The organism is Wolbachia endosymbiont of Drosophila tsacasi (assembly GCF_028982115.1).
Taxonomy (GTDB): Bacteria; Pseudomonadota; Alphaproteobacteria; order Rickettsiales; family Anaplasmataceae; genus Wolbachia; species Wolbachia pipientis_B.
In genome coordinates this window covers 1-14,423 of record NZ_JAPQLJ010000023.1, presented here as the reverse complement: position 1 = coordinate 14,423, position 14,423 = coordinate 1, and the positions used below count along the sequence as shown (strand labels likewise).

The window sequence follows — 14,423 nt, the reverse complement described above, 5'->3', positions numbered from 1 at the left end:
TGCAGTTCCTCGTGCAAAGCAAAGTCAGGCTTACTTTTTCTGTGCTTATTCTTTTCCTTACTCAACTGTTTACTTTCGTTAGATTTTGTTTCAAACGTTTTGTAATAGACCTCAATATTTCTATCACATTCTGCTATTTTTTCTTGATAAATATTATATAGTTCAAATTCTTGCTTTAGCGTGAATACATGTTCCTCTCTATAATCGCCAGCTAACGCTTTTGCTATAGTAGACTGATCATTTTTTATTCGTGCATCCCTGAATTGAGCCAATTTCCCAGAATCTCTTTCGCCTTTAATTATAGCCTTGATAATTTTCATACCAGTTACTTCTGTTATATCTCTTATAACTCTATGCAGTTGTATATTCATTTGAATTAATGCCTTCTGCATACGCAGAACATGTGTAGATGCACTTTCAGTGAGGTTCTTACGTTGTCGCACGTAACTACGCAATACACACATCTGGCTATCTGGCCTAAATGACCCTTGGAGTAATCCATAACTATGTAGTTGTTGTAACCACTGACAGTCCTGAACATCTGACTTTCTCCCAGGTACATTTTTTACATGTCGCGCATTTACCAACTTAACTTCAAAACCGTAAGATTCCAGTATTTGAAACAAAGGAATCCAATATACACCAGTTGATTCCATCGCTACGGTTGTAACTTTACACTTTTTTAACCACCTTGCTAAATTATGAAGGTCTTCAGTGAAGCAGCCAAATTTTTGAACACGTTGCTCATCTCTTCTCTCGGGTATACATACATAATGTACAGCCGAACCAACATCTATCCCTGCTGCATCAGGATTCATTACCTCTAATTTACTTTTTGTCATTGTAATTGACCTCCTATAACTTATAATGAAGAAGTATTTAAGCTTGGGACGGTTAGATTATACAATCTTCTAATCGAGGTAGTTGTAATAGACTCCATCAGTGGTTTAACCGTTCCTCCAAAACCATGCTCCCAAACGGGCACTCTAGCACCATTGAGCGTTCCGGTTATAACTGCAAAAATACTTCTTAATAAATTATATTTAAAAATTGTTATAGCACTGGATAAAATAGTTTCTTTCAGGTTTAACAAGATTTTTCCTTGTTCGATGCTCTTAACTGACTCAGCAGGTTCAACCATACCAAGAACATTCTTTACCAAAGATTTTTCTTCACAACTAAATATGAACATGTAATAACCCATCGATAAAGTGAAGAGCAAGAACATAGCCGGAAGTAAAAACAGAGCTAATACATTTTGTGACGCAGGGAAAGCAAACCAGGTAAAAGTTGCTATTGACACAGTTACAAGTAATCCTAATAAACATAATTGTACTTTTCTTCTATAATTCTGATCAATAACTGTACTTACACCAATAGAAGCTATATCAATCATTATTCACACTTCATTAAACAATAATATTAACTAAATGATAGCATTATTGTGATGAAAATGCAATATTATGAATATTTGAATACAATTTATATTGACAGTTACAATTTTGAATGTTTTATTGCAGCGTTAGCTGATTAGCATTTTAAGCTAGGGTCAAATCTAATAGAGAGAGGATTTTTTTATTTTTTCATTCTTCTCATTTTCCTCTCTAACAATTTTTTTTCCGCTTAATATGTCCTTTATTTCATCTCCTGTTAAAGTTTCAAACTCCAGTAGATTCTCGGCAATGAGATCTAAGCCTTTCTTATGCTTGGTCAAAATGTCTTTCGCTTTTTCATGGCAAGAAGACACAACTTTCTTCACTTCTTCATCTATAAGTTTTAACGTATCTTCAGAAATTATCTCAGAACCATGCATAGTTTGTTCGCGATTGTGATATATTGGACCTATTTTGTCGCTCATTCCCCATTTTGTTACCATAGAACGTGATAAATCTGATGCTAGTTTTATATCTGAAGATGCGCCGCTTGTGACTTTATCGTAGCCAAAAATTAGCTCTTCTGCCACACGTCCACCCATTGCAACAGTTATATCTGCTAGCATCTTTTCTCTTGTGAGGGACACTCTATCTGTTTCTGGTAGTCTCATAACTAAACCGAGTGCCCTACCTCGTGGAATAATTGTTGCCTTGTGTATAGGATCAGAAGCAGGCATATTAACAGCAATCACCGCATGACCAGCTTCATGGTATGCAGTCAGTCTCTTTTCCTCTTCTGTCATAATGAGAGATCGCCTTTCCACACCCATCATCACTTTATCACGTGCATATTCGAAATCATCCATGGTAACAATCTTCTTGTTTCTTCTTGCAGCAATAAGCGCAGATTCGTTCACTAAATTTGCTAAATCAGCCCCTGAAAAACCAGGTGTTCCTCTTGCAACTGTTTTCACATTGACATCAGGGGCCATTGATATTTTCTTTATATGCGTATTTAATATTTTCTCGCGCCCATTTATATCGGGTAAAGAAATAGTAATCTGCCGGTCAAAACGACCAGGTCTAAGCAGTGCTGGATCTAAGACATCCGGACGGTTAGTCGCAGCAATTATTATTACGCCCTCATTAGACTCAAAGCCATCCATCTCAACTAATAACTGATTTAATGTTTGTTCTCTTTCGTCATTACCACCACCAAGACCAATGCCACGATGTCTACCCACCGCATCTATCTCATCTATAAAAATTATACAAGGAGCATTTTTCTTGCCTTGATCAAACATATCACGAACACGGCTCGCACCAACACCAACAAACATCTCAACAAAATCAGATCCAGAAATGCTAAAGAACGGCACATTAGCTTCTCCTGCAATTGCACGAGCAAGTAAAGTTTTACCAGTTCCAGGAGAGCCAATTAAAAGGCACCCTTTTGGTATTTTTCCACCTAATATTTGAAATTTTTGCCTTTGTTTAAGGAAATCAACGATTTCTACTAGCTCTTCTTTTGCTTCATCAATTCCGGCAACATCATCAAATGTTACTTTTTTCCCACTAGTCATGAGTCTAGCCCTTGACTTGCCAAAGCTTATAGTTCTGTTGCCCCCCGCTTGTGTTTGTTTAAGAAAGAATAGCAAAAAGCCAATAAAAATAAATGTTGGGACCCATGAGATAAGTAATCCACCAATTACGTTCATGGCAGACTCTCCAGTTGAAAAGGAGAATCTCACTTTTCTATCATGTAAATTTTTTATTAGGTCGCTATATATAACACCGCTTGAGTTGAAACTTGAACCATCCCTAAACTTGCCCTCAATGCTCTGGTTTTTTATGACAATATTTTCTACATCATTGTCTTCTAGTCTAGTTAAAAATTCCGAAAAAGGTATGGTTGTTTTACTTCTACCTACATTTCCGCTGAACTGAATATAAGCAACTGAAATAAGAACAATAATTACTAACCAGATCAATAAGCCTTCTAAAAATTTTTTCATTTCTATTTCTAACTAAGTACTAATCAAGCTTACCAAATTTTGTTTTATTGTGCTATTAATAATGCATTGAGCCTTATCGTCATTGGTATTTTTTCTGTTATAATTTACATCAGGATAAGCAAGCACCTTTCCATCTTTTTGTACTGTAGGCAAAGAATAGTGTAGGAAAACTTTGTTGCACAAAGTAATTTGTTAATAAGATGACTTTATATAAATTGCTGGGAACTATTCCGTATACCATGCTGGTTAACTGTCTGTTCTACTCTTGCCTCATTTATTCTTTTCATTTTTTCCAATTCACGATTAAAATCATCCATAGTAATAGTAGGAATAGTGCCTTTATGGCTTCTGTTCATAGCATTATATTTTACTTTTTTTGCCAAATCAGATAAATCAGCTCCTGAACAATTAGAAATTCGGTGTGCAATTTCTTCCAGATTTACGTCTGGTGCTATTTGTATATTCTTTAAATTGATATTCAATATTTTCTCACGCTCCTTTTCTTCAGGTAGAGGAATATGAATGTACTCACCTAGGCGCCCAGGTCTCAAAAGTGCTTTATCTATATGAGACAAATGATTTGTTGCACCAATTACTATTACATCTTTTCTAGATTTTATCCCATCTAGTTCACTCAATAACTGAGTGATCATCCTCCTCTCTTCATTATTAATAGCAGAAGTTTCTGAATTATTTCGTCTACTAACGGCATCTATTTCATCTATAAAGAGTATGCAAGAAGAATTTTTTCTTAATTTTTCGAAAAGATCACGAATGTAAGCTGGACCAGCACCCATTAATGGTTTAGAAAACTCAGACGCTGAAACACTATAGCACAGAATATTAACCTCGCCTGCAATTGCACGAAAAAGGAGGGTTTTACCATTTCCGGGGGGACCGTATAAAATGTAGCCTGTTGGTATATCACAATTGGATTGTTCAAAATTTTTTCTATTTTTTATGAAATTGCAAATCATTTCTAATGATTCCTTCACCTCATCGGAGATTGCAACATCACTAAATTTTAATTTCTCTTCTTCTGTAATTAATTTATCGTCTAAGCTAATGGTAAAATTTTTTTCGTATATCACCCAGCCAAATACTAGCACACCTAGAAATATTATAATGGAAATGCTATTTAAAATGACATCTGCATTTATGGCTTCTGTTGAAAATAGAATGTGAACCCTTTTATCACGTAAAATTTTTATGAGATCATTAGATATAATACTGACTAACTTAAAACTTGATTCATCCTTAAACTTACCTACAATACTATTTCCATCTATAACAACACTTTTTATGTCGTTACTTTCTAATCTGTCTGAAAATTCTGAAAAAGATATAGTAGTTAGACCTTCACCTTGAAAAAACAGCATATAAATTGCAAAAATGGTAGCAACAATTGCCAGACATAAGAGAGCAATTTTAAGGAATTTCCACCGAGTCATTTAATTTTCACCTGAAAGAATTGAGCTTATCAGATTTTCGTACAATATGTTAGTAATAATACACTTAACTCTATTATTATCGATTTTCTGATTACTTTGACATGTACTAGGATAAGCAAGCACCTTTCCATCTTTTTGTACTGTAGGCAAAGAGTAGAAAACTTCAGGGCAGCAGTTGTAATCCTTCAGAAATTCAGGAACTTTTTGTATTTTTTTTAATGGAGCGATGATAACTGAACACTCTTGATTTCCGAGTATTGTGCAGCTAAATCTGTTATCCCATTGAGTAGGTTCATTTAAAGGTAGGTTTACGGTAATTTCTTGTATCCTTGACGATTCTCTAATTATTAAGATATTTTCTCCATATTTTCTTATTTTGCACCCAGAAAGTGTGCAGTTAACATTATTATCCTTTTGCAATATTTTATTAAATATTACGATAAGGCTGTTGTACCTTGGTTTATAATGTTTACTAGCAATTGCCATTATAGAGTAAAGAAGAATCCTCAAGGCTATTTCCTCTGGCAATTGATAAAATTCACTTAGTTTAATTTCAATATAACCAAGATCATGAACATTAACACAGTCATTAAATGCAAGGCGTGTGTAGTGCATCAACGCTTTTGCAGCTCTTTTCATATGAAGGGCTGTGAGGCATATTCGCTCTGTTAAAATCTCTTGATTGTCACTTGCTTTAAGTAAGTTACGGTATAAAGTTCGCCTGTATTTTAAGTTATAGTTGCTTCTATCTTCGATCCATTTTAACTGGTGAAGCTTAGCGTATTTTTCTATTTCACTACGACTAAAATTTAACAATGGCCTAAATATATAAATACCATTTAAGAAAGATTCGTAATCCATTGATGATAATCCATCTACGCCACTACCTCGCTCCAATCTTAATAAGAACGTTTCTGCTTGATCATCTTTGTGATGAGCAACGAGCAAACATTTAACATTATTGTTTTTACACCACTCTGCTAGTAACTTATATCGTGCTTTTCGTGCCTGTAACTGAATATTACCTTTAATATTTTGCTTCTCCCAATTTAATATGAACGACTCCTTTGCTCCAAGTTCTTTTGCATAACTTATAACAAAATCAGCTTCTTTTTGAGACTCTGAACGTAACCCATGATTTACTGTTAATGCTATAGGAAGTGAAAGCTTGTTTTTTTTTGCCCAGTTAGTCATTAAGTGCAGTAAGACTATACTATCTACACCACCTGATACTGCAACTGCGATTTGGTTATGGAAAGCAAAGCTATTAGCTATATTTTGAAATAATAACTCTAATTTCATTATGTTTCTTGATGGCCAGATAGTCTCTACGTCATACAGTGACTTATTTATGGTATATATAGATCTCACTAACAAGCAGCGAAAATTGCTCTCTTTTGTCATCCCAGTGCTTGACACTGGGATCCAGGTTTTAGTGCAAGAAACTATTTCTTTATTCCAGAAAATGAAAATTCTACTCTACGATTTTTAGCATGCTCTTTTTCATATTTAGAATTTCTAGAATCATCTTTTACATTAACCAAAGGCTCAGTTTCACCCTTAGAAGCAGTTTTTATTCTGTTTTCTATGTAAGGTGTACAACTAACCATAAATTTTTTAGCTGCATCTGCCCTTCTAGCGCCTAGCGCAAGATTATATTCATGAGAACCACGGTTGTCAGTATGACCAGTTAAAGTAACCTTTGCGTCAGGGTTATCTTGTAACACCTCCATTACGTCAAGTAATGCATCTGCACTTACTTCAGTAATACTAGATTCATCATAACCAAAGAAAACTCTTTTATCACCTATCTGCTTAACAACAGAATTCATTTTATTTGTTGTATTTGCTCCTTTTTTTGGGCAAGAACTTACACCAGTAAGTAGTAAACAAAAACAGCACATTATAACCAGTCTACTCCACATTACTAAACCTCCATAAATTTTAAAATAGTGCGTAACTTTAATTTCAGCACCTAATATCTCCCCATATTGTAATATAGTCAAGAGAAATAAAATACTAAATACTTTTTCTACAACCTTACAATTAATTTTCTTATAATATGCTGGACTCTGAGTAGAAAAATCCAATAAAGGAATAAAAAGTACAATTTTTTATTGTATTTTAAGCAAATATACTTTTAACTTTATTATTAATCTATTACGATATTAAACAGATGTTTTCTAAAACAATGAACAAATTATGAAATCTTATAAGTTTTTAGAGGAAGTATTATATAGGGTGAAAAATATCGAAAATACGCTAAAAGTACTAAACCAAAGCCAATTGAATATAGAGGACAAAATTGAACAAATGAGTCTTCTAGAAGAAATCAGACATGAAATTATCTCTCATGACGCAATAAAGGAATCATTAGCAGATGCTCTTGGTAACAAAAAAAGTGCAAATATTCAGCAGCTAAAGTTAATAGAGAGAATACATAAAAGCAACAGTGCTGTTCCTATTGATTTAGTAAAGTCTTTATCCAAAGCTAAGGTTGAATGCCAAAATTTATGGAAACTATCTCATTCTGAAACCAGTAACTTAGAAAAACTAAAAGAACGTTTTACTGATTTAATCAAACTCATTCGCGAAGTAGCTTCTGTAAAATCGCAGCAATTAAAATGCTCAAAATACGACTCACTGCTTGCTGACTATGACTCTGATATCACAGAAAAGAATATAAGGGAAGTATTCCCCAAGGTAGGCAAAATTTTTAGCGAAAATGTGGATAAAATAATTGAAAAGCAGAAAAAGGATAAGGTTATTAATATACAAAGAGTTGCTACTCAGAAGCAGATTGAACTTGGCTTGTTATGTTTACAGCAAATGGGTATTGCACTAAATGAGATTCGTACTTCTTATTACTACTCTATAGATTATAACGAATCTGATTTTTGTTATGGTTTATTTTCACTTTTACGGCATAGTGGTTATGCAATTTATCAAAAATGTTTAGCGCAAAATTCTATAAGTAGCCCAATTACGAGACATGTTATGTATGAAACTCAAGGGTTATTCATGGAAAGGATGATTGGAACATCCAGAGAATTTATTGAGTTCATTCAACCACACATAAAAGAGAAATTTGCTATAAAAGGCAGAACTAATAGCAGTGTTGAAAATTTGCACTTGGTTTTCAATGAAATAAACCTTTCCTCTTCTTTAAAGAACGCAGATGAATTTAGTCTGTTAGCTCATATTATGTTGAGAACTAGGTTAGAACAGGATATAACAAATGGTACATTGGAAGTTAAGGATCTGCACGATGCGTGGCTGGGAGGTATGAAGCACTATAAAATTCCAGTAAAAGCTAAAAATGAGCTGGACACCTATTTTCAAGATGAATATTGGGCAAGCGGTGTTATGGGCTACTTTCCTATAAAAATTATAGCTTTAATTGCTGCTGTGCAGATTTTTTCTTTCGTTAAAAAGAATCATTACGAATCATTAAGTGCTGTAATAAAAGGAGATTTTAGTTTACTTATCAGTTGGTTATCTCAAAATGTATACAGTGCAAAGTGTGGCCTGGAACTGCTAAAAAAAGTAACAGGTAAGGGTTTAGACGTTGAGTGTGTTACTTACTACTTATCTAAAAAGTATAATTTGTCTTAATAAATGGTTTTCTTGAGTTATGTATGAATTTTGTTCGAAAATTAACCGGAAAGTTTTATAGCCTTTTTACTTTCAAAGGTTTGTTTGCTAGCGATATTGCTATAGACCTTGGTACTGCAAACACTTTAGTTTATCAGAAAAATCAGGGAATAGTGCTTGATGAGCCTTCAGTTGTAGCAAGAATAAAAGAAAAAGGAAGTTACGTTCCTTATGCTTTTGGTAAAAAAGCTAAAATGATGCTTGGAAAAACGCCTGGAGAAATAGAGGCGATAAGGCCCTTAAAGGATGGAGTTATTGCTGATTTTAAAAGTGCGGAAGAAATGCTAAAATATTTCATACGCAGTGCAAACACAAAATTCACTGTTAATAAACCTAATATTATCATATGCGTTCCATCTGGATCCACGCCAGTTGAAAGGCGTGCTATACAAGATGCAGCAGAAAGTGCTGGTGCAAATGAAGTATTTTTGATTGAAGAACCAATGGCTGCAGCAATCGGAGCTGGGCTCCCGGTTACTGAACCTGAGGGTTCTATGATCGTTGATATAGGAGGCGGTACAACTGAAGTTGCAATTATTTCTTTAGGCGGAATTGTTTATTCACGTTCTGCCAGAGTAGGTGGCGATATTATGGATGAAGCAATAAAATCGTATATTCGTGAAAGTCATAAGTTATTAATCGGTGAAACAACTGCTGAAAAAATTAAGAAAAACGTAGGTTCAGCTAGTCTGCCAGGTGAAAATAACAAAGAGGGAACGATAATTAAAGGCAGGGATTTAGTGAGTGGCATGCCAAAAGAAATGCTTTTATCAGAATATCAAGTTGCAGAAAGTTTAATAGAGCCTGTACATCAGATAATTTCTGCTATTAGGACTGCACTGGAGAGCACTCCACCTGAACTTTCCTCTGATATAGTCGATAGAGGAATAATTTTATCCGGTGGTGGTGGATTATTGCGTAACTTGGGCAAAGTTATCAGTGAAACAACAAAACTACCAGTTCGTGTTGCAGATGACCCACTTTGTTGTGTTGCCTTGGGTAGTGGAAAAGTGCTTGAAAACATGGATTATTTTGGCCATGTTTTATTCAAGCAAGATTAAATTGTTTTTGAAGGTAGTTTATCGAATTGTTTTGATGGAGTTATGTAATATAAATGAGATCCCAGTGTCACGCACCAAGTGATTTGAAGGCAACTTCTAGCAGGAAAGGGTGTCATCCAAGTAGCGTGGCTACTTGGATCCAGGAAACTTGATTACAAATAAATATAATGAATTTGTGTAATAGAAACTAGATTCCAGTTTCAGCTACTTTCATGACATCATCTACTATGTAAATTGCCCCCAAATCAAAACGTTTGCACAGTTGTATGTTGGAATGACACAAGATTTGCGTTTATAAATTAAGACAATTATGCTAAAAGAATTTAAAATTGAACCTCTGCTAAAAGATAAAGCTCCGCACCAGACCAAGGCTATTGTTGCGATGTCCGGGGGAGTTGATAGCTCCGTTGCTGCAGCACTGCTATATAACTTTGGGTACCAGGTGATAGGTGTGACTCTTCAACTCTATGGCACTGACGGTAATGCTAACGCAAGAAAGGGTGCATGCTGCGCTGGACAGGATATTTATGACGCTAAGCGCGTGGCTGAAAGTGTTGGCTTTCCTCACTATATTTTAAACTATGAGGAAATATTCAGAAAGGAAGTAATAGAGGATTTTGCAAGCACCTATATGCGTGGGGAAACTCCCATACCATGCGCAAGATGTAACCAAACGGTAAAATTTCGTGATCTATTGCAAGTTACAAAAAATCTTGGTGCGGATGTGCTCGTAACAGGACATTACGTGAGAAGATTAGAAAAAAATGGTGAGGTAAAGTTGTGCAGAAGCATTGATAAAAGTAAAGATCAAAGCTATTTTCTATTTGCTACAACAAAGGAGCAGTTGAAGCTTTTACGATTTCCACTAGGTGGGTTCCATAAAAGTGATATAAGAAAATTAGCAAAGTATTTCAGCTTACAAATCTCTGAAAAGCCGGATAGTCAAGATATATGCTTTGTTTCCGAAAGCTATAGTAAAACAATAGCTAAATTAGCTCCACAATCTGTACAGAAAGGTAAAATTGTGGATGTGAATGGAAAAGTGCTAGGTGAGCACAGTGGCATAGTAAATTTTACAGTAGGGCAAAGAAAAGGCTTAGGTGTTGGGTACAGTGAACCTCTTTACGTGATAAAAATTAATACAGAGAATAATGAGGTTATAGTCGGGCCGATCAACGCATTAATGCAAAAAAAAATATTGATCAAGGAGTTAAATTGGTTAGAACAACCAAAGGAAGGTATGGAAGTAACTGTGAAGCTGAGATCATCACATGCGGGAAGTTTAGCAACAATACATTCAACTGACGAAAAAAATAAAGCCTGTGTCATTTTAAACGACGATTACTTTGGCATCAGTCCAGGTCAAGCCTGTGTAGCGTATAAAGATGAGCAAGTAATTGGCGGTGGATGGATATGCTCTTAACTAAAGGGCTTAATTCTTTGATACAGAGTGTAAACGTACAATAATATTTATTGCTATTTTACCCTATATCGCTTGTACTATAAAGTAGAATATTGTAGGTTTTGCAATGGTAAAAGAAATTGAAGAATTAATAAAAATTGTTGGTAAGGGTAATTTGCTTGAAGCATTGTTCATATGTATGGGCAGCTTTCAACATGATGGTGAACGTGATGATTGTAGTATAGATCGTAGAAATCACCTTGGAATATCTATATTTGCAAAAAAAAGCAAGGAAGAACATCTAGATCACTATCTCAATCTCAAATTTAGTCTACAAGGTTTGCTTTTAATTTATAACAAAGCTTATGTACTTCTTAGCAAAGACAGGGAACTCAGCGTTAAAGAAGTTATAGATGAAATTTATAAAGTTATTAAAAAATCTGAGTTAAAAAAAGACTTGGGTAAAATGGCAGATGATAAAAAGTTAGATACATTTAATACCTTGATCAATCCTAGAGGAGAAAAGGTATTGAAAACAGAAAAAGATTTTGAGGATCAAATAATTAAAGATGTTAAGGATGTACTTGAGACAAGTAATATAAAAGATCCTGACTTATATAATAAAGTAATTGATTATTACTATTCTATACATGAAATAAATGTAAATAAAAACATTACATTATTATTTTCTAGTCCAAAGATGTTCCAGCATTTATTTAGTACTGAGAATGATCAAACAGTAAGTATAGATCCATATTCCTGTATGTACTTTTATGTATTAGCTGGAATGCTGAGTGTAATCGAACCAGGTAAAAACGGATTGGCTGTGTATGGATTGAATGACTTTCGTATAGGCAGTACTAGGTCAACTTTTCCTAATCTTTTTTATTTGGATAGTAATAGGTCAACATTACCTCCTTATTATCATTGTAAATGTGTTGAAAATTTTTATATTGATCCATCGTACCGTACACACTATGAAAATATGTCATATAATATTCCAAAAGAGTTACTCAAAAATCAAGATAGGTTTGAATTTGAAAGGATAGTAAATAGAAATGCATATTGCTTAACTAGACAAGAAACAAAATACACGGAACACAAAAACACAGTCTGTAAACTTATTTTGGGTATGTTTGTATTATCTGTTAGATTATATGCTGCTGATTATTTCTTTATGGAGCAAAAATTGTTCAACTCAATGAAAAATATTTTGCCACAAGACAACATTACCAATCTAGCAATTGCTGCGGTGCTTACTATTGTAATAGTGTATGCTTTATTTCAATTATCACAGAAACCACCGCTTTCAACAGTCAATGGAATGACGAATGAAAATTTAGAATCGCTCCATGCAAAACAAGCTTAGAACTACATAAATGTAGCAACTTAAAAGTACATATTGTATAATGCTTATTCTTAACTTAAGAAGGTAATTTATGGATTTAAGTAAAATAACAGCGGTACCAAATGCGGTGAATGTGGTAATTGAAATAAGTGCAAATGCTGAGCCTGTAAAGTATGAATTTAATAAAGAGCTTGGGTTGTTACAAGTTGACAGATTTTTGTCTACCTCAATGACTTATCCTTGCAATTATGGGTTTATACCAAATACCTGCGCAGGTGATGGTGATCCTGTGGATGTTTTGGTGCTAACTCAATTTCCCTTAGCATCTAGTGTTTTAATATCGGTGCGTCCAATAGGCGCATTACTCACTAAAGATGAAAAAGGAGAAGATGAAAAGATATTAGCTGTGCCTGTTTCCAGTGTTGATAGCTATTATGACAATATAAAGGACTATTCTGACTTATCTAAGAACCTATTAGATAAAATTGCTCATTTCTTTTCTCATTATAAAGATCTAGAGAAGGGAAAAACGGTAGCAGTTGGAGAATGGGTTGGTGTAGAAGAAGCAAAGAAAATCATTGAAAAAAGTAGAAATTAGTTTACATTGATTTAGCCTGGAATTACAGTTATTCGGAAAAACGTGGTTGTTTTAATGGGTAAATATTGGTATCCGTTCAGGCAATGGCGTCAACTTAAGGGATGTTAAGGATTACAAGAAACAGCACTTTTGTTTCTATTTTTTTTCAACAAAAAAGTTTAAAATGTGTCCTTTTTAGAGGATGCATGCAGAAAGGTTATCTTACAAATTAAAAATACAATATACTCGAAAACTTTTCAGAAACTCCACTGTATTGGGTTTCACACGAACAAGCTTTTACGACAGTATTTTCTATAGTTAATTAAGAAAAATTTAGGAGAAGATTGTATAGCCGCAATAAAGCAGATAACGCCATCATGTCTTTAGGAGAGTTTGCTGATGGAGGTTCTTAAGTTGACGCCATTGGTAGCATCGAACAAGGAAAAATCTTGTTAAACCTGAAAGAAACTATTTTATCCAGTGCTATAACAATTTTTAAATATAATTTATTAAGAAGTATTTTTGCAGTTATAACCGGAACGCTCAATGGTGCTAGAGTGCCCGTTTGGGAGCATGGTTTTGGAGGAACGGTTAAACCACTGATGGAGTCTATTACAACTACCTCGATTAGAAGATTGTATAATCTAACCGTCCCAAGCTTAAATACTTCTTCATTATAAGTTATAGGAGGTCAATTACAATGACAAAAAGTAAATTAGAGGTAATGAATCCTGATGCAGCAGGGATAGATGTTGGTTCGGCTGTACATTATGTATGTATACCCGAGAGAAGAGATGAGCAACGTGTTCAAAAATTTGGCTGCTTCACTGAAGACCTTCATAATTTAGCAAGGTGGTTAAAAAAGTGTAAAGTTACAACCGTAGCGATGGAATCAACTGGTGTATATTGGATTCCTTTGTTTCAAATACTGGAATCTTACGGTTTTGAAGTTAAGTTGGTAAATGCGCGACATGTAAAAAATGTACCTGGGAGAAAGTCAGATGTTCAGGACTGTCAGTGGTTACAACAACTACATAGTTATGGATTACTCCAAGGGTCATTTAGGCCAGATAGCCAGATGTGTGTATTGCGTAGTTACGTGCGACAACGTAAGAACCTCACTGAAAGTGCATCTACACATGTTCTGCGTATGCAGAAGGCATTAATTCAAATGAATATACAACTGCATAGAGTTATAAGAGATATAACAGAAGTAACTGGTATGAAAATTATCAAGGCTATAATTAAAGGCGAAAGAGATTCTGGGAAATTGGCTCAATTCAGGGATGCACGAATAAAAAATGATCAGTCTACTATAGCAAAAGCGTTAGCTGGCGATTATAGAGAGGAACATGTATTCACGCTAAAGCAAGAATTTGAACTATATAATATTTATCAAGAAAAAATAGCAGAATGTGATAGAAATATTGAGGTCTATTACAAAACGTTTGAAACAAAATCTAACGAAAGTAAACAGTTGAGTAAGGAAAAGAATAAGCACAGAAAAAGTAAGCCTGACTTTGCTTTGCACGAGGAACTGCA

At 34.4% G+C, this 14,423-nt stretch carries 13 protein-coding genes and 1 pseudogene; 7 read left to right on the top strand and 7 right to left on the bottom strand.

Annotated elements, in window-relative coordinates; genetic code table 11:
* The 7 genes and pseudogenes from OZD70_RS01295 to OZD70_RS01265 all read right to left on the bottom strand — a co-directional run.
* Window positions 1-848, bottom strand: an 848-nt coding sequence (locus OZD70_RS01295) for an IS110 family RNA-guided transposase (protein WP_275020111.1), incomplete at its 3' end; no start/stop codon positions are given.
* A 14-nt stretch (window positions 849-862) separates the two neighbouring features.
* A complete protein-coding gene (locus OZD70_RS01290; protein ID WP_275020341.1) occupies window positions 863-1,396 on the bottom strand; it encodes a hypothetical protein in 534 nt (177 codons plus the stop codon).
* Between the two features lie 159 nt (window positions 1,397-1,555).
* The gene (ftsH, locus tag OZD70_RS01285; RefSeq protein WP_275020340.1) at window positions 1,556-3,388 is read right to left on the bottom strand and encodes an ATP-dependent zinc metalloprotease FtsH; all 1,833 of its coding nucleotides are present in this window, start codon (window positions 3,386-3,388) and stop codon (window positions 1,556-1,558) included.
* A gap of 12 nt (window positions 3,389-3,400) precedes the next feature.
* Window positions 3,401-3,568: pseudogene (locus OZD70_RS01280) on the bottom strand (tRNA lysidine(34) synthetase TilS); the annotation flags it as partial.
* 26 nt (window positions 3,569-3,594) lie between these two features.
* A complete protein-coding gene (locus tag OZD70_RS01275; protein WP_275020339.1) occupies window positions 3,595-4,839 on the bottom strand; it encodes an ATP-dependent metallopeptidase FtsH/Yme1/Tma family protein in 1,245 nt (414 codons plus the stop codon).
* A complete protein-coding gene (tilS, locus tag OZD70_RS01270) occupies window positions 4,840-6,141 on the bottom strand; it encodes a tRNA lysidine(34) synthetase TilS (RefSeq protein ID WP_182183725.1) in 1,302 nt (433 codons plus the stop codon). It abuts the gene before it with no gap.
* 143 nt (window positions 6,142-6,284) lie between these two features.
* The gene (locus OZD70_RS01265; RefSeq protein ID WP_182183727.1) at window positions 6,285-6,764 is read right to left on the bottom strand and encodes an OmpA family protein; all 480 of its coding nucleotides are present in this window, start codon (window positions 6,762-6,764) and stop codon (window positions 6,285-6,287) included.
* 277 nt (window positions 6,765-7,041) lie between these two features.
* Between OZD70_RS01265 and OZD70_RS01260 the strand changes: the two genes are divergently transcribed.
* The 7 genes from OZD70_RS01260 to OZD70_RS01230 all read left to right on the top strand — a co-directional run.
* Window positions 7,042-8,454: a gluzincin family metallopeptidase gene (locus OZD70_RS01260; protein WP_275020337.1), complete on the top strand. Its 1,413-nt coding sequence runs from the start codon at window positions 7,042-7,044 to the stop codon at window positions 8,452-8,454.
* A gap of 23 nt (window positions 8,455-8,477) precedes the next feature.
* Entirely contained in the window at window positions 8,478-9,554 is a 1,077-nt protein-coding gene (locus OZD70_RS01255; protein ID WP_275020335.1) for a rod shape-determining protein, read from the top strand.
* A gap of 310 nt (window positions 9,555-9,864) precedes the next feature.
* On the top strand, window positions 9,865-10,977 hold the full coding sequence (gene mnmA, locus OZD70_RS01250) for a tRNA 2-thiouridine(34) synthase MnmA (protein WP_275020333.1): 1,113 nt from the start codon (window positions 9,865-9,867) through the stop codon (window positions 10,975-10,977).
* A gap of 106 nt (window positions 10,978-11,083) precedes the next feature.
* Window positions 11,084-12,325, top strand: coding sequence for a WD1261 family protein (locus tag OZD70_RS01245; protein WP_275020331.1), 1,242 nt, complete (start codon window positions 11,084-11,086; stop codon window positions 12,323-12,325).
* Between the two features lie 70 nt (window positions 12,326-12,395).
* Window positions 12,396-12,902: an inorganic diphosphatase gene (gene ppa / locus OZD70_RS01240; protein WP_182183735.1), complete on the top strand. Its 507-nt coding sequence runs from the start codon at window positions 12,396-12,398 to the stop codon at window positions 12,900-12,902.
* A gap of 428 nt (window positions 12,903-13,330) precedes the next feature.
* Window positions 13,331-13,561, top strand: a complete 231-nt coding sequence (locus tag OZD70_RS01235) for a hypothetical protein (protein WP_275020106.1) — start codon at window positions 13,331-13,333, stop codon at window positions 13,559-13,561.
* A 14-nt stretch (window positions 13,562-13,575) separates the two neighbouring features.
* On the top strand, window positions 13,576-14,423 hold an 848-nt coding region (locus tag OZD70_RS01230; protein WP_275020111.1), incomplete at its 3' end, for an IS110 family RNA-guided transposase.

What these genes read in the sequence shown, in the direction of transcription:
- OZD70_RS01290 (WP_275020341.1), bottom strand. Translation starts at nt 1,396, where the DNA reads ATGATTGATATAGCTTCTATTGGTGTAAGTACAGTTATTGATCAGAAT.
- ftsH (WP_275020340.1), bottom strand. Translation starts at nt 3,388, where the DNA reads ATGAAAAAATTTTTAGAAGGCTTATTGATCTGGTTAGTAATTATTGTT.
- OZD70_RS01275 (WP_275020339.1), bottom strand. Translation starts at nt 4,839, where the DNA reads ATGACTCGGTGGAAATTCCTTAAAATTGCTCTCTTATGTCTGGCAATT.
- tilS (WP_182183725.1), bottom strand. Translation starts at nt 6,141, where the DNA reads ATGAAATTAGAGTTATTATTTCAAAATATAGCTAATAGCTTTGCTTTC.
- OZD70_RS01265 (WP_182183727.1), bottom strand. Translation starts at nt 6,764, where the DNA reads ATGTGGAGTAGACTGGTTATAATGTGCTGTTTTTGTTTACTACTTACT.
- OZD70_RS01260 (WP_275020337.1), top strand. Translation starts at nt 7,042, where the DNA reads ATGAAATCTTATAAGTTTTTAGAGGAAGTATTATATAGGGTGAAAAAT.
- OZD70_RS01255 (WP_275020335.1), top strand. Translation starts at nt 8,478, where the DNA reads ATGAATTTTGTTCGAAAATTAACCGGAAAGTTTTATAGCCTTTTTACT.
- mnmA (WP_275020333.1), top strand. Translation starts at nt 9,865, where the DNA reads ATGCTAAAAGAATTTAAAATTGAACCTCTGCTAAAAGATAAAGCTCCG.
- OZD70_RS01245 (WP_275020331.1), top strand. Translation starts at nt 11,084, where the DNA reads ATGGTAAAAGAAATTGAAGAATTAATAAAAATTGTTGGTAAGGGTAAT.
- ppa (WP_182183735.1), top strand. Translation starts at nt 12,396, where the DNA reads ATGGATTTAAGTAAAATAACAGCGGTACCAAATGCGGTGAATGTGGTA.